The sequence below is a fragment of the Flavobacterium sp. 21.1 genome, from assembly GCF_057801535.1.
This window is the reverse complement of the sequence record NZ_JBYNXA010000001.1, coordinates 542,619-564,520: the sequence shown is the minus strand read 5'-3', so window position 1 is coordinate 564,520 and position 21,902 is coordinate 542,619. Positions and strand designations below refer to the sequence as shown.

The window sequence follows — 21,902 nt, the reverse complement described above, 5'->3', positions numbered from 1 at the left end:
ATGTGTTGTTGTTTTTAAAGTGCAAATTTATTCTAAAAAAGTCAGTTGACAAAGTTTGTTTTCATAAAAAAAGCACAAGATTTACCTTGTGCTTTTACAGTATTATTCATACATGTATTATTTCTTTCTGGTCGAAATGATTTCCATGTTTTTGTATTCTTTTCCGTCATAACCGGTATCATACATTTCCATTTTACGGGTGTTTTCATCAACCACAGTAATCGTTTCTCTCATTTTTTTGGTCTTTTTTGTAACCGGATCTACGATGTCGCCTTCAAAACTCAGCATTTTTGCGGCAGGATCGTATTTTCCTTTCATGATCATAACTCCTGTTCCCATGTTGTCGATCCAGGTAGAAATGTATTCCTGGCTTGCGTTATCATAAGCTAGGGTACCTTTTCCTTCAAATGGCATGCCCATGAAATTTCCTTTATAAATACCTTCCTGATAACGGCCGCCTAACACCATTTTGTACTCGGCGGTGGTGGTGCTTTTCATCGGTTTGGGATCATTGGCAAACATCCACATGGTCATGTCGCCTGTCCATTTTCCGTCTTCCATGGCCATCATTTTGTGTGCCTCACCAACGGCGGCATATTCTGTGAATGCTTTGGAAATAGCGGCTGAATCCGGAGCAGCCATCGGAGCTTCCGCAGCTGCTGGTTCTGTAGCTGCAGGGGTTTCTGCTTTTTTCTCTTCTTCTTTTTTACAGGAGATCAGTGTCAGTGATGCAACTGCTAAGGTTAAAATTGTTTTGTTCATAATTATTTTTGGTTTTGGTTAATAATTAATTTGGAAAAACAATAGAATTATAGGCGCCCATATCTGTCGTCAGATCTGTTCTCGGCTGGTTTAAGATATCATTAAATGTTGAAAATGCAGGATCCGCGGTTCCATTGGCGGCAGAGTTATCCCCGATGTTTAACTTGTTATTTTGCGGATTAAGAAAATGTGGCAGGTTAGTGGACGAATTTCTGGCTATAATACAGTTAGGGTAATTCGCTGTATTGGCGATCGGATATAATGGATCCTCTTCGAATTGTCCGAAATCGATAAATTTGATCAGACAGTTTTTGAAATTATAATTAAAAGCGGCTGTGCCTTTTGGTGTCAGTGAAATGCCGTAACTGCTCGATCCGTAAATAATGCAATTAGTGAAATTGGCATTGGTAAGATCGATTTGAAGTTCATCTGTTCCGTTGTCAATGGCAACGGGAACCTGATTTGGTCTTGGCCAGAAATTCGCAAACGTACAATGTGTGAAATTGTAATTACCGCCATAAGAACAGGCTAATCCTGCCTGACCGCAGTTGTTGATTACTACATTTTTTCCGTCAATGGTGCCGGTACGGGCTAAGATGCCGACATTGGAACAATTATAAATCTGAACATCTCTCATGTTCACGGTTCCTAAATTTTTATCGATCAGTAAGCCAACCGTAGCATTTTTAATGGTTGTGTTCTGGAAAGTACCGTTACTGTCCTGGGTCATCCAAACGGTTAACCATTGCCCTGGAACATCAGAAAAACTGGGTTCAAGACGGTCGCTTTCAAAAACGATTTCGTTATCATCTATAATATTTCCTTCGGAATCGTAAGTTGAAATGCCTCCGATAGAATTTATTGTAGCGTTACTTCCTATGATCAAACCGGCATCCGCATGAAAATGAATTTTTGCGCCTGGGTCAATATTTAGCGTCTCTCCGGTGGGGACTGCGGCCAAGCCGTATATTACATAGGGTTTTGTATTGTTCCAATGGTATTCGTCACCGTTTGCGGGGTCATTGTGGTCTAAAAAGAATCCGTAAACCTGTTGTCCATCAATTGGAATGGTTTCATAAGTTCCTTCACTGTCTCTTTTTGGGTAAAGGAAATAAGCATCTCTCACCAGCGTAACCAAATCAACGGTTTGCGGAGCGCCACTGATGTTATGAAATTCGATTTTATCCGTGTATAAGTATTGCGAATCCGGATTGGCATATTCACTGTAATCGATAGTCGTTTCTATGAAAATGAACATACTGTCCTTGGCCAGCAGTTCCACATTGTTAAATACTTTTCCGGGAATTCCGTCCACCATTAGGCGATACTTGGAGTTTTCTCCCTGTGCTAATTTAAGTGTCGGAATTTCGATGTCTTTGTCACTATTGTTATACACTTTAAGCGTATAGGTACTCGAACCGATATTGGTGAAAACTGTATCGAGATATACGGTTTGTTTTGAAAATTCCAGACCGCCCGTACTGGGCTCAAAGTCGAAATCCTGACGACAGGAGGTAAGGGAAAGTCCAAAAGCAATAAAAAGTATATAAATGTAATGACGCATAAAAAAGCTTATTTTGGTAAAAGTATTGATTTTTTTTAAATTTTGATACAGATTATCTTATGCTTTAGAACGTTTTTTAAAACAAATTAGTTTATAAGGATGTGGTTAATTTGACGGGACATTTCATAAATTTACACTTCTAAAGAGAAAAATATGTCATTTGATAAAGATAAAACACTTCAGCGTTGTAATTCTTATGGTAAAAACACATTGATGGAAACGCTGGAAATTCATTTTACCGATGCCGGTGAAGATTTTCTGACTGCCACCATGCCGGTAAATCCACGAGTACATCAGCCAATGGGACTTTTGCATGGAGGTGCTTCTGTAGCCCTGGCCGAAAGTGTCGGAAGTGCAGCGTCCATGATGTTTGTTAATGGTGAAAAACAGGAAGTGCGAGGCATTGAAATATCAGCCAATCATTTACGAAGCAAACGTGAAGGAATGGTGACCGCTACGGCAAAAATCATTCATAAAGGCGCCAGTATCCATTTATGGGAAATCAGAATTGTTGATGAAGAGAACAAACTGGTTTCACTTTGCAAACTCACCACTATGGTGCTACCAAGAAAAAAGAAACATGACTGATATATTTCTGAAAGTAAAAACACATCAGGAGCAGCAGCTTCCTTTTGTTTTGTACTCTAAGCCGAATTCCAAAGAAATTGTGGGGTTGTTTCAACGCAACGATCATTTGTATTTCTTGGAATCGTTTGAGGAGAACGGTTTTGTATTTGCGCCTTTCGACGGAGAAAATTATGTGCTTTTACCGGAAATTCATCTGAATGTGATGGTCGAGCCTTTTGAAAACCATCCTGTTGTTGATACTCCAGCTGTTTTTTATGAAATGGATGAAAAGGCAAAACATGATTTTGAACATCTGGTTGAAAAGGCTGTAGATGAAATCAATTCCGGATACTTCAAAAAAGTAGTGCTTTCCAGAGAAGAGATCGTAAATCTGGATCATTTTGAAGTAACCGATTTTTTTCAGAAGCTGTTGAATAATTACCCGCAGGCCTTTAAATACTGTTTTTTTCATCCGAAAATAGGCATGTGGATGGGAGCAACTCCGGAACAGCTTTTAAAAGTGAAAGACTTTGAAATACACACGGTTGCCTTAGCGGGAACCAAAGTTAATAAAGGTAAAGAAGAAGTAATCTGGAAGCAGAAAGAAAAAGACGAACAGCAACTGGTAACTGATTTCATACTTGAAAATCTTAAGGATCATGTTTCGGAACAGGTGGTTTCCAGTCCGTATACAGCTTATGCAGGGAATCTTTTGCACATTAAAACCGATATTTCCGCTAAAATGAATGATGCCAACAGTCTGAAACAGGTGTTGAAAATTTTGCATCCGACGCCGGCCGTTTGCGGTTATCCGAAGTTATTGGCCAAAGATTTCATTTTGCAGAATGAACAACATGACCGCGAATATTACGCCGGTTTTTTAGGGGAACTGAATATGGATTTTGTTACCGGACGAAGTGAAAATTCCGATTTGTTCGTCAATTTACGATGTATGAAAATAAAAGATAATAAGGCGCATTTGTTTATAGGTTGTGGTATTACCAAAGACAGTGATCCGCAGAAGGAATTCCTGGAAACCGTTAATAAATCAATGACCATGAAAAAAATCCTGAATTAAATATGAAACTTGATATACTTGCTTTCGGGGCACATCCCGATGATGTTGAATTAGGCTGTGGCGCTACAATTGCCAAAGAAATTTCGCTCGGTAAAAAAGTCGGAATTGTTGATTTGACTCGGGGAGAACTGGGTACGCGCGGTTCGGCAGAAATACGCGATAAAGAAGCGGCTGATGCGGCTGAAATCATGGGCGTGGCTGTTCGTGAAAACCTGAGATTCCGCGATGGATTTTTCGTAAATGATGAACAGCATCAGTTGGAAGTCATCAAAATGATCCGAAAATACCAACCGGAAATCGTTTTGTGCAATGCCATAGACGATCGTCATATCGATCACGCAAAGGGAAGTAAACTGGTTTCTGATGCCTGTTTTCTTTCGGGTTTGCGCCGAATCGAAACGGAAATGGATGGTGCACCACAGGAAGCCTACCGTCCGAAATTAGTATATCATTACATCCAATGGAAGAATATTGAGCCGGACTTCGTAGTCGATGTGACCGGATTTATAGAGAAAAAAGTGGAAGCAATTATGGCTTACAGTTCGCAGTTTTATGAACCGAATTCCAATGAACCAATCACGCCAATAGCCACCAAAAACTTTAAAGACAGTCTGATTTACCGTGCACAGGACCTCGGAAGGCTTATTGGTACTGATTTTGCGGAAGGTTTTACGGTTGAAAGATATTTGGCTGTCAATAGTTTAGGAGATTTGCGATAATTTTTTTAAAAAATTATTTGCGAAAACTGATAAAACCCCTATATTTGCACCCGTAATCAAATGGTGATTGTAGCTCAGTTGGTTAGAGCGTCGGATTGTGGTTCCGAAGGTCGGGGGTTCGAGACCCCTCATTCACCCTTACTACATAAAAGCTTCTAGGAAACTAGGAGCTTTTTTTATGCCTAAAATTACCGTGTTTTTTAAAAATTGTATATGATTTCGAATATTAAAATAATAAAATTTTTAGGATTGTTTATCTTAATGATGACACTAACCGGCTGTCCTGGAGTGGAAGAAGAGTGTTATGATTATGGAGGTGGGACAAGAGTAAATGATTTAGTAACTATATCACCATTACAACCAACATATACTGTAGGAGATATTATTACTTATAAAGTAGAAATCCCGTCAACAAATTCTTTTTTTGGAAATCCAGTAAATTTGTTTGAAGAAACGAGAGATTATAATGCAAGACTATACGCAAATCCAATTTTTCTTAATGACAATGAGGTTACTTTTATTAAAGGTTCAGTAGAAGGACATAACGGAGGTTGGTTAAATGTTTCGTACAACAGTGTTACAAAAAATTATGAATTGGAAATCAAGATTAAACTTTTAAGAAGGGGTCTGTATTCTATGATTTCGGGAGAATATATGGAATTTCAGGGAGATTCAAAGTGTAATCGTTATTCAATCGAAACTAATATAGAAGGTTGGAATAGTGATGGTAAGATCGAATTTATCGTACAGTAAATTTTTACTATCAAACAATTAAATGAATTATTTGGATGAATATTAAAATAATAAAATTTTTAGGATTATTTTTTCTGTTAACACTCTTAACTGGTTGCCCACTGGAAGGAGAGGAAGATTGTTATGATTATGGTAGCTCAACAAGAGTTGATAATTTAATTACGTTAACTCCATCACAAACAAGTTACAATATTGGAGATGAAGTTATATTTAAGATGGTTATTCCTTCTACGAATGTTTATTTTGGAGAAGAGAAAAATCTATTTCAGTTAACGAATGACATGGCCGCAAATTTAGAATTTGAATCTACTTATCTTTTTGATGGAAATTCAGTAACTTTTATTTCAGGGTCTCAAGGACAGGAAAGAAATTGGTTTAATGCTTTTTATAATGTTTCTACATCAAATTATGAATTAGAAATTAAGGTTAAATTGAATAAAGTTGGTGACTATTCTTTCTACTCTGGTGGGTCGCTACATTTTCAAGGTAGTAGTAAATGTAATCGTTATAGACTTGACACAAACATTGAAGGTTGGAATAGTGAGGGGAAAATTGAATTTACCGTGCAGTAAAAAACATTTACCGTCAAATAAGACCTGAAATTCGCTTTAGGAATATTAGAATTGTAGAACACAAAAACTGAACACGATTTACATTAAAAATTAGAAAATAACATCTTGTAATCCTAGCAAACACGTTGTGATTTTTCAAATATAAAATTGTGGTTCCGAAGGTCGGGGGTTCGAGACCCCTCATTCACCCTTAACACAGAAAAAGCTCCGAAGAAATTCGGAGCTTTTTTATTTAAGTATTTTTGAATATCTAAAAACTTATTTTACTTCTTGTTTGCCGCAACTTCTTTGAGCGATTTTTCAATTTTATCCAACTCAAAGTTGATCTCTTTTTTAAAGTCTTCCCAGTCACTATCATGACTAACGGTGTAACTCTCCACTTTAGAGTTCAATTCGGCATTTCTTTTTTCAATCTGACTTATATTTTTCAAATTGGCATCATCTGTTTTCTTTGCTGTTTTTTGGATTTCCATTTTCAAAAGGTCGATTCGCTTTTCATTGGCTTTGAGTTTTGCTTCGGCTTCTTTTTTATATTGGTTCCATTCAGAACTGTCATGGTAGGCGATATTCTTTTCATGCATTTCGTCTAACATTTCCTCTTCTTTTGCATCTTGAATTGCTGCAGGACTTAATGTAACATCATCTGCATTTGCTTCACTATCTGCGTCTGATCTGCAACTTATTCCCAGTAATCCAACCATAAAAAAGGATATGGTCAGTATTAATATTGATTTTCTCATTATATTTTTGTTGTTTAGTTTTTTTGGGAAAAAACATCAAAATTATATCGATTCCATGCGTTTTGGGGGTAGTCCGTCATTTCCTCATCCATCTTCCTTAACACAAATCATAATTATTTAAAATCTGTGTTTATAGTTCATTCTACACTTTTACGTGTGTGCAAGTAGTGCTATATTGAAATAAAGTGTAAAGTTAGTTATATTATTGATTATTAATGCATTGTATTTTCTAAATATATGCTTAAGATAGTCTTTCTGTGATATTTTGACGTATTAAAAACAATAATCGTCTTGACGGATTTATTTTTTTAAACGGTTTTTTATTGTTGTGATGAGGCTGGTACGTTTTTTTACAGTATCGCCAATCAAAAAACCATACGGTTTAAGAGGGTTAATATGATCACAGAGGATTTTCAATATGGCAGTCATTGGTATGGCAAGAATGATCCCCGGAATTCCCCATAGCAATTCTCCTATTACAAGCGCTATTATAGTGAAGAGTGAATTGATTCGTATTTGTGGCCCTACAATTATCGGTTGTAATACGAATCCCTGAACGAACTGGATCGTACCATACACAAGCACAATTCCGCCTAATAATGGAAAACTCGCGCCATGCAATGCCGAGACTAGTACTGTAAGTGTAGTGCCGATTATATTTCCGATCCATGGAATAATTTCCAATAATCCACAAAGGATGGCAAACAAAATTGCGTTTTTTACACCCAAAAGGCTAAATCCAATGCTGTACATTACCCATAAACACATAATCATTTTGGACAATCCGACCAAGTATTGCTGAGCGATGTTTGAAGAACTGTAAATGATTTTTTCGATTTCACTTTGTTGCGAAGGACTTGAGAGTTGAAGGATGAAATTTTTAAGGTGAGAACGGTAATAGAGTAAAAGAAGAAAGTAAACTAATGTAAGAACAAAATGGGCAAGTAATTGAGCTAATGAACCGATAATGAACGGTATAATGTGGGCGAAGGATTGTTGTTCTTTTTTCAGGATTACATTCTGATCTTCAATGGTAATGCCTAGGTGATTTAAGATATTTTGCTGTGTGTAATCTCTGGCCTCAATGATTTTCTGTTTTACCATATCAATATCAATGATTACTTCTGAAACCTTCCAGGATAAAAGCACCACAAATCCCGCAATGATTAGTAACAACAACATCAGACAGAAAAAAACAGCTAATCCCTTGGATACTTTTTTCTTTTCCATCCATTTACAGACAGGTAAAAAAAGAGTAGCCAAAAGACCTCCGATAAGTAGTGGCATCAGAAAAGCTTTTGCGAAATACAAACCGGTAACCACTAAAATGAACAGTAGTAATTTTTGTGTAATTGATTTGTCGTTAATCGTCATAAGCTGATGTTTGTTGGTTAAAAATCAGTGGTTTATATGACAGGAAGAATATAAAATTAGTGATTTATGGCAAGATTATCTTCCGAAATAAACAAAAAGTTATAGTTTCGTATTTCCCAATATTGTTCTTTTCCTTTTTTGATTGGGAGAACAAGGCAATTATCCGCTCACACAGAACCGAAACTTCTTTCGTATATTTGTTTTAGTGCTATTAATCAGAAGATTATGAATAGAATCAACATCATACTGCTGTGCTGTTTTTTGGTTTCCAGTTGTGAATCGCAAACCGCGAAAAAGCCTACTACCGGTTTAAAGATTCAGAACCGAGTATCCGAAAGAACCGACAGTATTCATTCCGGGATTCCATACAATCTGAATCAGCCGGACAAAAAATACGAGTTGCCTGCTATTCTGGAAGAAGTTTCGGGACTTACGGATATTGATTCGACTCACATTGCCTGTGTACAGGATGAGATCGGAACCGTTTTTATTTATAATTTTCAGAAAAACACCATCATAGCCAAACATAAATTTGACAGTCTGGGTGATTTTGAAGGATTAACTTTCACTGGTAAATCCCTTTTTATACTGAGAAGCGACGGGCGTTTAACAGAATGGAGAAATTTTGATCCTAAAACAGGTGCAGGTGACATTTTTCATTTGGCTTTACCACTTCAAACCACAAATAATGAAGGACTTTGCTTTGACAGCAGAAATAATCGTCTGCTGATTGCCGCAAAGAATAAACCTGTGAACCCCAATTATAAGTCGGAACGATTCATTTATGAATATGATCTGTCCCAAAATAAGCTGAACCGCAATCCCGTGTACAGTATTAATACCGTTGATTTAGAAGCTGCTGCCAAAAAATTCAAAATTATTCAACAAAGCCGAACAGCAACGGGGAAACTCAAACCCTTTAATTTCAGACCTTCAAGTCTGGCGATTCACCCGTACACTTTCAATATTTATATCATCTCCGCGGCCGACAGGTTACTTCTGGTGATTGATGAAAAAGGGAAAATAATAAGTATGGAAAAGCTCAATGAGAACTTATTTGCAAAACCAGAAGGAATAACGTTTCTCAAAGACGGAACCATGATCATTACAAATGAAGCGGCAGGTTTAGTTCCGACATTACTCCTCTATAAACTTATCAAATAGATTATATAATTCATCAGAATTATAACATAAAGCATTGTTTTTGAAATTAAAAAAGTATTTTTAAACCCTGAATGAAATCTACGGCACTACAAGTTACTGTCTGTAATGAGAGAGAGAAAAAATTAAAAAAATCGAAAACAATCCATTGAATATGAAATCTTTAATAAAATCACTTCTGTTATTTATCACTTTGATTTTTGCTTCCAATACGGTAATGGCGCAGCAAAAAAGCAATGAAAAGGCGGTTATTAAAACCGTTTTATACTGCGATCATTGCAAAGAATGCGAAACCTGCGGCTTGAAGTTCAAAACGGAAATGCTTAAAATAAAAGGTTTGAAAATGTATGAGTTGGATGATAAAGCAATGACATTCACCATTTATTATAATCCGAAGAAAACCGATTTACAGACTATAAAATTGGCTATAAGTAAGTTAGGATATGATGCCGATGAAGTTAAAGCGGACCCGCAGGCCTACGAAAATTTGGACGGATGCTGTAAGGCTTCTTAATTTGCGATTGAATCATGTAACAAAAGTTACGGTCAATCAGGTAAATAATTAAGTAATTTGTGTTGATGCAGTGTATCTTCTGATAAATTATGGAGCACATAAAACTTGGGTTAAAGGAGAATTGGAAGCAGTTTTCGATCTTAGTCGTCGTCAATGCCTTCGTAGGAGGAATGATCGGGATGGAGCGCACCATCTTTCCGCAATTTGCCAATCTTGAATTCGGAGTAGCATCCAAAACAGCCATACTTTCTTTCATTACGGCCTTTGGGATAACCAAAGCCTTTACAAATTATTTTACCGGCAGATTGGCGAACAGATTCGGAAGAAAGAATTTGTTGCTTTTCGGTTGGTTTTTAGCACTTCCGATTCCTTTTTTACTTATTTATGCTCCAAGTTGGAGTTGGGTTATTTTTGCCAACGTATTGTTGGGCGCAAGTCAGGGACTTACCTGGAGCAGCACGGTGGTAATGAAAATTGATCTTGTAGGTGAAAAAGACCGCGGTTTTGCGATGGGATTGAATGAGTTTGCCGGTTACTTAGCCGTTGGAGTTATTGCTTTTCTTTCAGGGTACATAGCAAATTTATATGGCGTCACACCTTATCCTTTTTACATAGGGATTTTCATCTCAATTACAGGCTTTTTACTCACGTTCTTTTGTGTGGAAGATACGCGATTGTTTGTACATAAGGAAAGTGTTTCGGATACTAAAGAACATTTAGATAATGTGTTTTTTGAAACTACCTTTAAAAATAAGACGCTGAGTGCGGTAACACAAGCGGGTTTGGTAAACAATCTGAACGACGGAATGGTTTGGGGACTGCTCCCGATCGTCTTACTCTCATTGAATTATAACACGGAAAATATCGGAATCTTAACCGCAATTTATCCCACCATTTGGGGAATAGGGCAACTTTTCACCGGAAAAATGGCTGATTTATATTCAAAAAAAGCAATGCTGTTTTGGGGAATGTTGTTACAGGGAGTAGGCGTTTTAGCCATTCCGTTCAGTGAAAGTTTTTTTCAGTTTGCTGTTATTTCAGCACTTTTAGGATTGGGAACGGCTTTGGTTTATCCAACCTTTCTGGCGACAGTAGCACAGGCTACGAGTCCGAAGCAACGTGCGGAAAGTATTGGAACTTTTCGTTTGTGGAGGGATTTGGGCTACGCGTTTGGCGCTTTTATTTCCGGAATCACTGCTGATGTTTTCGGGATAGAATATGCTATTTTCCTGATTGGAGGGATAACTGTTATTTCTGCACTGATAATCAGATTTCGAATGGAGGAACTTGATAATCCTGCTAAAGAAATTATTGAATTGGATGAGCTTAAAGTGTAATTTATTTCTTAAATTAAATTCCGAATTTCTTTATTTTTAAATAAAATCTGATTATTTTAGTAGTAAACTATTATTAATCAATAACATCATATTCATGGGATCATTTTTAATTACAAAGAGAGCAAACGGTGAATTTCAGTTTGTTTTGAAAGCAGGGAACGGACAGATTATTTTAGTTAGTGAATGGTATACTACAAAAGCGGCCTGCGATAACGGAATAGAATCGGTCAGGAAAAATTCGCAGGATGATGCAAGATTTGATCGATTGGAGTCGAAAAACGGAAAACCTTATTTCAATTTAAAGGCCACTAACGGACAAACCATTGGAACCAGTGAAATGTACGAATCGGTTGCTGCCCGTGAAAACGGAATCGAATCGGTAAAGAAAAATGCTCCTGATGCATTAGTGAAAGAAGATTTGTAACCGAAGCAACATAAAAATAAAAAAAGCTCCAAAGTAAATTGGAGCTTTTTTTATTTATTTACCGTCTTTGTCAACTACCGGTCGCTTTTCGCTGTTGGTCAGCTTCCAGGCTAAGGTAAAAGCCAGTTTAGCACGTTTAGCTAACAAATCATATTCGATCTTATCCGGAGTATCTGTGGATTTATGGTAATCATCATGGATACCGTTGAAAAAGAAGATCGCAGGAATTCCTTTTTTAGCAAAATTGTAGTGGTCGGAACGATAATAGATCTGTTCCGGATCGTTTCTGTCGTTGTATTTGTAATCCAAACGCAGATTTACGGATTCTTTGTTTGCTTCTTCATTCATACGGTGCAAATCAGAACTTAAACGGTCAGAACCAATTACGTAAATATAATTGTTGTCGTTCGGATTCAAGTTGTCGCGACGACCAATCATGTCGATATTGATATCAGTAATAGTATTGGCAATCGGGAACAAAGGATTCTCGGAATAATATCTTGAACCATGAAGTCCGTGCTCTTCGCCCGTTACGTGAAGGAATAAGATGGAACGTTTTGGTCCGTGGCCGGCTTTTTTAGCTTCCATAAACGCTTTTGCAATTTCAATTAAAGCTACTGTTCCGGATCCGTCATCATCCGCGCCATTGTAAACATCACCGTTTTTCATTCCCACGTGGTCATAATGCGCAGAAATAATCAATACTTCATTAGGTTTTTCAGAACCTTCGATATATGCCCAGATGTTTTCAGAATCGTTCAATTTGGGTCCGAATCCTTTTTTCATGAATTCAGACGGCACTTTTTGATAGTAACTGTCCGCTCCTTTAGGATAGGGAACGCCCATTTGTTTGTACTGATTAATGATATATTCCCCGGCTTTTTTCTGACCCGGTTCTCCGGTATTTCTGCCTTCCATTTCATCAGAAGCGATAACAAACAGGTTTTTCTTTAAGTTTTCAGAACTTATTAAGTTCATGTAGTCTTTAGCTTCTGTTTTCTTATCCTCCGTAAGTTTTTGCTGTGAAGTACAGCTCAAAAAACTAAGCGTAAGTGCTAAACTTAGAATCAATATCTTTTTCATAGACGATGTATTTGCTTATTAGTACCAAAAAGGCGGATTTTGTTTCAATATAAAAGTAATTTTTAATGGATACTCATAAAAGTATATAAACCATATAATGCGAGTATGGTCCAAAATGTGATGAAATTCATTAAAAATAAGGCGGAACTCTTCAGGAAAGAAACGATTTTCCTTTCGCCATAAAGTCGTTTATGGGCCTTGTAAAAATAAATGATAGGCCAGAACATCAAAATAGTATACAAAAGGGCCTGAAGGATATCCAAAACAATTGCATTACCCAGGCTCAAAAGTAATTGTAAGAGCATGACAAGGCTTGTCAGCAGAAGAAGGAAGGAGAAATAATGAAGCGTAAAAATTCCGTGGTCAAAATAATACCAACGTTTCTTTCCGTGGAACAGCCATAGCCAGAAGGCGAAGAACGGCATGTAAAAAAAGAGCAGTTTTGGCAGATTTCGGATAAAAAGTTCTGCTGATTTCTTGAAAGCCTGCTGCATTGTATTATGTTCTGCAACGGAAACACATCTTTTGGTAAACCAATATTGCACTGCTGATAATTTATCTTTTTCCGGACGTGATTTCTGAACAGAATCAAGTTCGTGCACCGATTTATACCCAGGCATCCAACCGTATTTATCACTTTTTGAAATTATTTTTTCGGTACTGTTGGAAACCACTTTTTCACCACTGTTTGAAATCACTTTATCACTAATGGGGCCATCTGTGGTATAATTAATATTGAGCCCTTCTTTTTTTGGTCTTTCTTTTACAGATATGGGTCCGTCATTGTCATTAACATCCATATCGTCCAGATTTACCAGAAATCCGGTGATAAAGAAGGTAATGAAACTTATGAAAATATAAAGTTTGATGGGAACGACGAAACTTTTTCTTCTCCCCGAAAGATATTCCCGGGTGAGACGGGCAGGGTTGAAGAGGAGGTATTTCATGGTATTCCAAAAACCGCTGTCATAATGAACAAGATCTTCGGCAAAATGAGTAAATAAGAAGTGAAATGATTTTCTCGTTTCCGTATTTTCCTGGCCACACTGCGGACAAAAACGATCTTCAACGTAAGTGCCGCAGTTCAAACAGGTTTTGTCTTCACGAAGTGTTCCTTTACTCATGGCAGAAAATGGTTTACCGTAAATAAAGTTATGAATTTTTTTTGAAAGAAGTACTTTTCTTATCTTTTCAATTCTGATGTATCTGTCTGATTTTAAATAAAAAAGCCTTCAAAATGAAGGCTGTTGATGTTTTAAAAGTTCGGACTGAGGTTGTATTTTTTATAGAAACTATCCAGTACTTCAAGAACTTCATCTTCGGTATCTACGACTTTTATTAAGTCCATATCTTCAACACTGGCATTGTGTTCTTCGTCGATCAAGACGTTTTTGATCCATTCCAACAGTCCGGACCAAAAGCTTCTTCCCACAAGGATAATAGGGAATTTGCCTATTTTTTTGGTTTGGATAAGGGTAACCGCCTCAAAAAATTCATCTAAAGTTCCAAAACCACCCGGCATTACTACGAATCCCTGGGAATATTTTACGAACATTACTTTACGAACAAAGAAATAATCAAAATTAAGGTTCTTGTCCTTGTCAATGTAGGGGTTATGATGCTGTTCAAAAGGTAAATCAATATTTAAACCTACCGAAGTTCCATTGCCTAAATGGGCTCCTTTGTTTCCGGCTTCCATGATTCCGGGACCTCCGCCCGTGATGACGCCATAACCGGCCTGACTGATCTTATAAGCAATCTTTTCTGCTAAAATGTAATATTTGGTGTCGGGCTGCGTTCTTGCGGAACCAAATATGGTAACACAGGGACCGATTCGCCCCATTGATTCATAACCGTTAACGAATTCCGACATAATTTTAAAAATAGCCCATGAATCGTTGGCACGAATCTCATTCCAGGTTTTTTGTTTGAATTTATCCTGGATTCTGTCGTCATCATTTAAATAATCGTCTTTCATCATCTTTTTCCATTGTGTAAAAGTTAGTCTACTAAGATAACTCTTTTTTGAGGAATTGTGCGGTATAACTTCGCTTATTTTTGATGATTTCCTCCGGAGTTCCTTTGGCAATCAGTTCGCCGCCGCCTTTTCCACCTTCATAACCAATGTCGATAATGTAATCGGCTAGCTTGATCACATCCATGTTGTGTTCAATGATCAAAACAGTATTTCCTTTGTCAACCAATTTGTTGATTACATCCATTAATACGCGGATATCTTCAAAATGCAATCCGGTTGTAGGCTCATCAAGAATATAAAACGTGTTTCCGGTATCTTTTTTAGACAACTCAGTCGCCAGTTTAATTCGTTGTGCTTCACCACCGGAAAGTGTTGTACTTTGTTGTCCTAGAGTAATATAGCCTAATCCTACATCCTGTATGGTTTTGATTTTACGATAGATCTTCGGAATGTTTTCAAAGAACGGAACGGCTTCATCCACAGTCATTTCCAATACATCAGAAATCGATTTTCCTTTATATCGGATTTCAAGCGTTTCCCGGTTAAAGCGTTTTCCCTGACAGGTTTCACATTCCACATAAACATCCGGAAGGAAACTCATTTCAATGGTTCTTACACCTGATCCTTCGCAGGTTTCGCAACGTCCGCCCGAAACATTAAAACTGAAACGTCCCGGTTTATATCCGCGAATCATGGCCTCAGGCGTCTGCGTATACAAACTTCTGATTTCAGAGAAAACATCGGTATAAGTCGCCGGATTGGAGCGCGGTGTACGCCCGATCGGACTTTGGTCAATGTCAATTACTTTGTCGATATATTCCAGTCCCTCAATCGTTTTAAAAGGCTGTGGTTTTTTAACGGCATTAAAGAAATGGGTGTTCAGAATAGGGTAAAGCGTTTCATTGATCAAGGTCGATTTTCCGCTTCCAGAAACTCCGGTAACACAAATCAACTGACCTAAAGGAAATTCCACCGAAACATTTTTTAAGTTGTTTCCGGTCGCTCCCGATAATTTCAAAAACTTTCCGTTGCCTTCACGACGTGTTTTCGGAACGGCGATCTCCATCTGACCATTCAGGAATTGTGCCGTAATGGTTGATTCTTTAAGTAATTCGGCCGGAGTTCCGATGCTTATGATTTCCCCGCCAAAACGACCTGCTTTCGGACCGATATCAATCACATAATCCGCCCGTTCGATCATGTCTTTATCATGCTCCACCACAATAACGGAGTTTCCGATGTCACGCAATTGCTCCAGCGAATGAATCAGTTTTTCGTTATCACGCTGATGTAATCCAATACTCGGTTCATCCAGAATATAAAGAACTCCCACTAATTGAGAACCAATCTGTGTAGCCAATCGTATACGTTGTGCTTCACCACCCGAAAGTGATTTTGAACTTCGGTGCAAGGCAAGATAATTCAGTCCCACATCCACCAAAAACTGGAGACGGGCTTTGATTTCCTTAACTACCTCCACAGCAATGGCTTTTTGTTTTTCAGATAAATGCGTATCTAGATTCTTAAACCATTCGCTCAGTTCATCAACATCCATCGAAGATAATTCACCAATGTTCTTTTGGTTGATTTTAAAATATAAGGATTCTTTTCGAAGACGGGTCCCATGGCATTCCGGACATTCGATTTCATCCATGAATTCTTTAGCCCAGCGCTTTATGGAAGCCGAACCGCTTTCATCGTATTGGTTTTTGATAAAATTGGATATTCCTTCAAAATCGATTTTATAATCTTTCGTAATTCCCATCACCTTAGAAACCACAGAGAATTTCTCGTTTCCTCCGTTTAGGATCATATCCATAGCCGTTTCCGGAATGGATTCAATGGGATCGGTTAATTTGAATCCGAATTTCTCGCCAATAATTTCCAGCTGTTTGAAAATCCAAGTGCTTTTTTGTTCACCTAATGGTGCAAATCCACCTTGTTTAATGGATAGTTTCGGATTAGGAATAATTTTGTACAGATTGATTTCATTAACGGTTCCCAAGCCATTACAGTGCGGACAGGCGCCTTTCGGTGAGTTGAATGAAAAATTGTTAGGTTCCGGATTCGGATAAGAGATTCCTGTAGTCGGACACATTAGATTTCGACTAAAATAACGTACTTCCTGACTTTCCTGCTCAATAATCATCATAATCCCGTCGCCGTGATACATGGCCGTTTTGATGCTTTCGGTCAGACGCTTATCAACATCTTCTGTCGAATCAATCGCCATTCTGTCGATAACTGTTTCAATATCGTGGGTTTTGTATCGGTCGACTTTCATTCCGAATTCCAAATCACGGATTTCACCGTCTACGCGTACTTTTACAAACCCCTGTTTTGAAATCTGCTCAAACAATTCACGGTAATGTCCTTTACGGGAACGGATGATCGGCGCTAATATGTTGATGCGTTTTCCGTCGAAATTCTCAAAAATCAATTCCTTGATCTGATCGTCAGAATAGGACACCATTTTCTCACCGGTGTTGTAACTATATGCTTCTCCGGCTCTTGCGAACAATAGTCTAAGAAAATCATAAATCTCGGTAATGGTCCCAACGGTCGAACGTGGACTCTTACTGGTAGTTTTCTGCTCAATCGCGATTACCGGGGAAAGTCCGTCTATTTTGTCCACATCAGGTCGCTCCAAACCACCCAAAAACTGGCGGGCATAAGCGGAAAATGTTTCAATATAACGGCGCTGTCCTTCTGCGTAAATGGTGTCAAATGCTAATGACGATTTTCCCGAACCCGAAAGCCCGGTGATTACCACAAGTTTTTCACGCGGAATGACAACATCAATGTTTTTAAGATTATGGGCACGAGCGCCAATAACTTCAATTGTATCCTCAGTATTTAGCATAATTTGTTGAGTAGATGTGCAAAACGCAAAGGTACAGTTTTAGACCGACATTACAGAATGGAACTCAAAAGGTTTTGTATTGATGCAACACCAATAATGTTTCTAATGATAAATTATTGTGATTATCGAAAAAAGCAATTAATAATATATCTTTTTTAGTTTTTGTTCTACTTTAATTTCTTGATAATCACTTATTAACGATTTTTTATACAGTTAGTCATATTTTTTTTTTGCTTCAAATTTTTGTGTTCAAATTTGTCTTAACTAATCCACGAAAAACAAATCAGGTTGTATTTTCTCCAACTACCTATTCGCTTTTTTCGAATTATTAACCAAAACTAAGATATTTATGAGAAACATTAAATTGTTAACAATTGTTGCCCTGGCAACATTGCTGGGTGTGATTAGCTGTGCAAAAGAAGATGCTGTATCATCAGAAACTGATGAAAATTCAACAACCAGAGCTAGTGAAAATTTAGTTGTAAGTCAATCTTACGATTTAAACATTATCGGAGTTCCACAAAATTATCAGGGAACGTGGCCGAACCTACCCAATACTATTTTTGTTCCACTGGGAGGAAGGCCAAAACTCTTGGTAGCTAAAGCTGATCCAGGTCCATATAGTATATTGGATGATTTTGCCGTTGATGGTTCATCAAAGTTTGTACTGCCATCTTCGGATATTGATGGAGACGGAACTTCGTCCTATAGCATTTTTGCAAAATTAGTGGGAGCAAATGGAGGAATTTTTACCTGCAGTGGTAATAGCGCACCAAATAGTGATGGCTATTATGAAATATGTTCTGCCGGGTCATTAACCTTTCGTGTAGGTGGGAATCCGAGGTTTGTAAGCGCGAGCGAACAATTACTTAATATAGTTGTACCAAGAGGCAGAACTATAAATCTGGAAGGAAGTTCTGGGAACATTACATTGACATCTGGGAAGTATCCGGTTTTTGATAATCGTTTCGAAAATCATTATTGGGAGCGCTATAACGATGAGGGTTTAAGAATAGTAAAATTGCGATTTGTCGGGAAATAGCTTCCTGTATTTCACCACAATAACATTTATGAATAGCCTGTCAATTTGTGACGGGCTATTTCATTTAAAAAATAATAAACAGTTTTAGATATAAAGCTATTCGATTCGGAAGGATTTCAGCTTTTCGCGATAAGTATCCAAGATGTCCAATTTGGTAACATAACCAAGGCATTTGTTGTCTTTTAATACAAACAAAAGAGGGGCATTGGTAGTTTCGAATTTTTCCATGACCGTTTCCATAACTTCGTCGTAGGAAATAACGGCTTCCGGTCTTTGGATGATATCGCTTAACAGACTGTATTTTACCTGAAAAGCATTAAAAATCATAGGGCGAATGCTGTCAAAATGGATGACGCCGACAAAAGAATCCTGTTCGTTAACCACCGGGAAAACCGACTGTTTTGTTTCGGAAAGCAGATTCACCACATCTTCAATTTTTGCAGAAGAGGAAATCGTGGCAAAATTTGTTTGCATCATTTTTGACAGATCGATGGAAGAGAGGATGTTTTTGTCTTTATCGCTGGTAAAAACGGTTCCTGTATCGGCAAGGGTTTTAATGTCCATGGAATGTACTTCCAGTTTTTTGGAGATGATGAAGCTGATGGAAGAAACAATTAAAAGCGGAACCATCAAACCATAACCGCCGGTAATTTCGGCAATCAGGAAGATGGCTGTTAAAGGCGAATGAAATAATCCGCTCAGCACTCCTGCCATTCCCACAACGGAAAAATTACTTATCGGCAGATCCCGGTCGATTCCGGTCAGCTGGAAAAATTTGGAAACAAAAAAACCAAGATAGGAGCCCACAAAAAGGGAAGGAGCAAAGTTACCGCCATTTCCGCCACTGCCCAATGTCAGTCCGGTTGCGACTGATTTTATCATTAAGGTCACACCGATGAAACACAATAGAATCCATTCGTTTGATTTGTGCTCGTCTAAGATTGTGTTTTCCAGTAAAACTCCCGGATCGGCTGACGAAAGCGTTTTAATACTCTCGTAACCTTCACCGAAAAGTGTCGGGAAAAAGAAGATGAGTACGGCTAAAATGGAAGCACCAAACAATGCTTTTTTATAGACGGGCGATTTGGATTTGCCGAAAAAATGCTCCACTTTTCTAAAACTCCGGGCATGATAAACCGAGACCAGTCCGGCTAAAATTCCAAGGATGATATAATACGGAATGTTATGATAATCGAAAGCGAGTTGGGTTTTAAAAGTTATCAGAATACCTTCTTTTAAAACAACTTTTGAAATCAAAGCACCAGTTGCTGCCGAAATCATGATTGGAATAAAAGCCGTAACGCTAATGTCGGCCAAAATAACTTCAATGGAAAACAACACGCCCGCAATCGGCGCGTTAAAAGCGGCTGCAATTCCAGCTGCCACTCCGCAGGCTAACAGGAGTGTGCGGTCTTTGTAATTCAGCCGGTATTTTTGCGCGTAATTCGATCCGAAAGCCGCGCCAGTAATGGTAATCGGCGACTCAAGTCCGGCCGAACCACCCATGCCAACAGTCAGGGAACTGGTTATGATCTGCGCATACATTTGCTTTTTGGGCATGATTCCCGATTTGTTAGCAACCGCGATCATGATTTGAGAAGTTCCTTTTTCGATGCTTCCGTCCAGGAATTTTTTAACTACAAAAGCGGTCAGAAGAATTCCTGCGATGGGAAGAATACTGTTTGAATAAGGCAAATGAAGTATGCCATCGATGTAATTTGCAAAACGGAAAACGGCATGAGCAAATGTTTTCAGAACAATTACAGCCAAAGCGGATGAAATTCCGACCAAGACACAGGAAAAATACAAAAACTGCCGGCTGCTCAAGACCCTTTTCAGTAAAAACAGAAAAGCTTCAAACCGTTTTAATAGTTTGCGAATCAGCAAAATAAAAGGGGAAACTTTTTTTTCGGTCATTGTTCTTTCTTTCGATTTTCGATGTGCTATCCGCTAAAATACGGCGTTTTCGTCAGAATATTGCATTGAGAAAATTATAAATTTCGAAGAGCTTCTTTTTTGCTGAGTGGTTTTAGGTCGGTTTTTATTACAAATTCCGTTACACCTTTCGGGTTGAACCGGCTATAATCGCGTAAGGCCCATCCAATGGCTTTTTGGATGAAAAATTCCTTGGAATCCTTATGTTTTTCGCAGAGGGAAAACAGTAATTCTGCATCGGTATTCGCTTTGTAATCCAATTGGAAGAGTATTGCGGATCGGTTGAGCCACATGTTATCAGACTCGGAAAATTTCGATACGATCTTTTGTCTTTCTTCCGGAAACTGAGCAAGATAATTTCCAAGAAGAAATTTAGCAACAGTATCCACACTGTCCCACCAGGAATGGGTTACAAGCATTTTTTCAATCAAAGTTATATGGTCTTTGGTATATTTCTTTTCGAGTTCTTTAATCAGGATTTCGATGGCACAATAGTGGAATTCGCGTTCTTTTCTTGAAAACAGTTCGTGAGCAATTGTTCTGCTGTTTTGCCTGATTTCTTCTTTGTAGGTGTTCCAGAGTTCCTTCAGAATTTCTCGTCGTGGCGAGGTTTTAATTCCCAAAAAAGGGAAATGGTTTTTCATGTAAGCTTCCATTGGTGCAGCCATTTCGGCAGAGGCCTTTTCACGGAACGCTTTTTCCAGTTCAGGTATGAAAGTCATTATAAGATGGCCAGTTTTTGTTGTACGTGAGCACGTAGTTCTTCAAAAAAAGTGGTGAATTCCGATTCGAATTCCGTGTAGTATTGTTCCAGTTCCACTACCGCATTTTGCATGGAAACTCTATTTTTAGTGCGATGGTCCATCTGAAATAAAATCATCCCTATCCCTTCAACCGTGGCATAACTTGCCAGCCAGTTTCGGGCAATCATATAGGGCATCATTTTTTGGGTTTTTACGTTGAGCCAGTCATAATTGACCCGAAGCGATTCATAAAAACGTTCAGCATACGATTCCAGATTTTCATTTGAATAGTTTGCCCAGTTCTTAGCCAGAAAATGATCATAGAAGATATCCATGATTACCCCGGAATAGTGGCCATATGCCTCATGAAGTCGGTGTTTGCTCTGACGGAAAACAGGATGCGCATCCGTAAAAGTATCAATGGCGCGATGGAGTAAAATGCCTTTCTGTACATCCAATGGAAATTGTTCGTAGTCGTGACCCCGAATACCGTCCGCGATAAAGTTTCCGATTTTTATCAGATCATTTTCGCCCGAAAGATAGATGTGTGCTAAGAAGTTCATTTAACAAGGTACTAAGGTTCTGAGAGGCTAAGGTTCCTGAGGGCTTTTGTAAATATAAAGAAACTTCTGTAATTATTGGTCGCATTTTGTTGAAAAAGTTAGATTCACAGGTTCTGAGGGGGTAATATTT

At 38.2% G+C, this 21,902-nt stretch carries 21 protein-coding genes and 1 tRNA gene; 11 read left to right on the top strand and 11 right to left on the bottom strand.

What is annotated here, in order from left to right; all coding sequences use genetic code 11:
• Positions 1 to 117: 117 nt before the first annotated feature.
• Both AC3E9U_RS02580 and AC3E9U_RS02575 read right to left on the bottom strand, forming a co-directional pair.
• On the bottom strand, positions 118 to 762 hold the full coding sequence (locus tag AC3E9U_RS02580) for a DUF1579 domain-containing protein (RefSeq protein ID WP_488745342.1): 645 nt from the start codon (positions 760 to 762) through the stop codon (positions 118 to 120).
• Between the two features lie 25 nt (positions 763 to 787).
• Positions 788 to 2,326, bottom strand: coding sequence for a right-handed parallel beta-helix repeat-containing protein (locus AC3E9U_RS02575; protein ID WP_488745341.1), 1,539 nt, complete (start codon positions 2,324 to 2,326; stop codon positions 788 to 790).
• A gap of 153 nt (positions 2,327 to 2,479) precedes the next feature.
• Between AC3E9U_RS02575 and AC3E9U_RS02570 the strand changes: the two genes are divergently transcribed.
• The 6 genes from AC3E9U_RS02570 (at position 2,480) to AC3E9U_RS02545 (ending at position 6,015) form a co-directional block, all read left to right on the top strand.
• Positions 2,480 to 2,914 carry a PaaI family thioesterase gene (locus AC3E9U_RS02570; RefSeq protein WP_488745340.1) on the top strand — a complete coding sequence of 145 codons (435 nt, stop codon included), beginning with the start codon at positions 2,480 to 2,482 and terminating at the stop codon, positions 2,912 to 2,914.
• A complete protein-coding gene (locus tag AC3E9U_RS02565; RefSeq protein WP_488745339.1) occupies positions 2,907 to 3,971 on the top strand; it encodes an isochorismate synthase in 1,065 nt (354 codons plus the stop codon). Before AC3E9U_RS02570 ends, AC3E9U_RS02565 begins: the two co-directional genes overlap by 8 nt.
• Positions 3,972 to 3,973: 2 nt before the next feature.
• Positions 3,974 to 4,690 carry a bacillithiol biosynthesis deacetylase BshB1 gene (bshB1, locus tag AC3E9U_RS02560; protein WP_488745338.1) on the top strand — a complete coding sequence of 239 codons (717 nt, stop codon included), beginning with the start codon at positions 3,974 to 3,976 and terminating at the stop codon, positions 4,688 to 4,690.
• 62 nt (positions 4,691 to 4,752) lie between these two features.
• Positions 4,753 to 4,828: transfer RNA gene (locus tag AC3E9U_RS02555), tRNA-His, on the top strand.
• Between the two features lie 75 nt (positions 4,829 to 4,903).
• Entirely contained in the window at positions 4,904 to 5,443 is a 540-nt protein-coding gene (locus AC3E9U_RS02550) for a hypothetical protein (protein ID WP_488745337.1), read from the top strand.
• 35 nt (positions 5,444 to 5,478) lie between these two features.
• A complete protein-coding gene (locus AC3E9U_RS02545) occupies positions 5,479 to 6,015 on the top strand; it encodes a hypothetical protein (protein WP_488745336.1) in 537 nt (178 codons plus the stop codon).
• 263 nt (positions 6,016 to 6,278) lie between these two features.
• Here AC3E9U_RS02545 and AC3E9U_RS02540 read toward each other — a convergent pair whose 3' ends face one another.
• Together AC3E9U_RS02540 and AC3E9U_RS02535 are read right to left on the bottom strand one after the other, a co-directional pair.
• Positions 6,279 to 6,755: a hypothetical protein gene (locus AC3E9U_RS02540; RefSeq protein WP_488745335.1), complete on the bottom strand. Its 477-nt coding sequence runs from the start codon at positions 6,753 to 6,755 to the stop codon at positions 6,279 to 6,281.
• A 300-nt stretch (positions 6,756 to 7,055) separates the two neighbouring features.
• Positions 7,056 to 8,129 (bottom strand): AI-2E family transporter, encoded by a 1,074-nt coding sequence (locus AC3E9U_RS02535; protein ID WP_488745334.1) that lies wholly within the window; start codon positions 8,127 to 8,129, stop codon positions 7,056 to 7,058.
• 225 nt (positions 8,130 to 8,354) lie between these two features.
• On the opposite strand from AC3E9U_RS02535, the gene AC3E9U_RS02530 reads away from it, so the two are divergent.
• The 4 genes from AC3E9U_RS02530 (at position 8,355) to AC3E9U_RS02515 (ending at position 11,565) form a co-directional block, all read left to right on the top strand.
• A complete protein-coding gene (locus tag AC3E9U_RS02530) occupies positions 8,355 to 9,293 on the top strand; it encodes an SdiA-regulated domain-containing protein (RefSeq protein ID WP_488745333.1) in 939 nt (312 codons plus the stop codon).
• A gap of 151 nt (positions 9,294 to 9,444) precedes the next feature.
• Positions 9,445 to 9,804 carry a hypothetical protein gene (locus tag AC3E9U_RS02525; protein ID WP_488745332.1) on the top strand — a complete coding sequence of 120 codons (360 nt, stop codon included), beginning with the start codon at positions 9,445 to 9,447 and terminating at the stop codon, positions 9,802 to 9,804.
• 89 nt (positions 9,805 to 9,893) lie between these two features.
• Positions 9,894 to 11,141 carry an MFS transporter gene (locus AC3E9U_RS02520; protein ID WP_488745331.1) on the top strand — a complete coding sequence of 416 codons (1,248 nt, stop codon included), beginning with the start codon at positions 9,894 to 9,896 and terminating at the stop codon, positions 11,139 to 11,141.
• A 94-nt stretch (positions 11,142 to 11,235) separates the two neighbouring features.
• Positions 11,236 to 11,565 carry a YegP family protein gene (locus AC3E9U_RS02515; protein ID WP_488745330.1) on the top strand — a complete coding sequence of 110 codons (330 nt, stop codon included), beginning with the start codon at positions 11,236 to 11,238 and terminating at the stop codon, positions 11,563 to 11,565.
• A 54-nt stretch (positions 11,566 to 11,619) separates the two neighbouring features.
• On the opposite strand, the gene AC3E9U_RS02510 is transcribed toward AC3E9U_RS02515, so the two are convergent.
• The 4 genes from AC3E9U_RS02510 to uvrA form a co-directional block, all read right to left on the bottom strand.
• Positions 11,620 to 12,648, bottom strand: a complete 1,029-nt coding sequence (locus AC3E9U_RS02510; RefSeq protein WP_488745329.1) for a M28 family metallopeptidase — start codon at positions 12,646 to 12,648, stop codon at positions 11,620 to 11,622.
• A 62-nt stretch (positions 12,649 to 12,710) separates the two neighbouring features.
• A complete protein-coding gene (locus AC3E9U_RS02505; protein ID WP_488745328.1) occupies positions 12,711 to 13,772 on the bottom strand; it encodes a DUF3667 domain-containing protein in 1,062 nt (353 codons plus the stop codon).
• 131 nt (positions 13,773 to 13,903) lie between these two features.
• Positions 13,904 to 14,629, bottom strand: a complete 726-nt coding sequence (locus tag AC3E9U_RS02500; RefSeq protein ID WP_488745327.1) for an LOG family protein — start codon at positions 14,627 to 14,629, stop codon at positions 13,904 to 13,906.
• Between the two features lie 28 nt (positions 14,630 to 14,657).
• Positions 14,658 to 17,489: an excinuclease ABC subunit UvrA gene (gene uvrA, locus AC3E9U_RS02495; RefSeq protein WP_488745326.1), complete on the bottom strand. Its 2,832-nt coding sequence runs from the start codon at positions 17,487 to 17,489 to the stop codon at positions 14,658 to 14,660.
• Positions 17,490 to 17,838: 349 nt separating this feature from the next.
• Here uvrA and AC3E9U_RS02490 point away from each other — a divergent pair, with 349 nt between their 5' ends.
• The gene (locus tag AC3E9U_RS02490; protein ID WP_488745325.1) at positions 17,839 to 18,531 is read left to right on the top strand and encodes a hypothetical protein; all 693 of its coding nucleotides are present in this window, start codon (positions 17,839 to 17,841) and stop codon (positions 18,529 to 18,531) included.
• Between the two features lie 96 nt (positions 18,532 to 18,627).
• Here the strand turns inward: AC3E9U_RS02490 and AC3E9U_RS02485 are convergent, their stop codons facing one another.
• From AC3E9U_RS02485 to AC3E9U_RS02475, 3 genes are all read right to left on the bottom strand, one after another.
• Positions 18,628 to 20,448 carry a chloride channel protein gene (locus tag AC3E9U_RS02485; RefSeq protein WP_488745324.1) on the bottom strand — a complete coding sequence of 607 codons (1,821 nt, stop codon included), beginning with the start codon at positions 20,446 to 20,448 and terminating at the stop codon, positions 18,628 to 18,630.
• Positions 20,449 to 20,522: 74 nt separating this feature from the next.
• Positions 20,523 to 21,188, bottom strand: a complete 666-nt coding sequence (locus AC3E9U_RS02480) for a DNA alkylation repair protein (RefSeq protein WP_488745323.1) — start codon at positions 21,186 to 21,188, stop codon at positions 20,523 to 20,525.
• Positions 21,188 to 21,772, bottom strand: coding sequence for an acyl carrier protein phosphodiesterase (locus AC3E9U_RS02475; protein WP_488745322.1), 585 nt, complete (start codon positions 21,770 to 21,772; stop codon positions 21,188 to 21,190). Before AC3E9U_RS02475 ends, AC3E9U_RS02480 begins: the two co-directional genes overlap by 1 nt.
• Between the last annotated feature and the right edge of the window lie 130 nt (positions 21,773 to 21,902).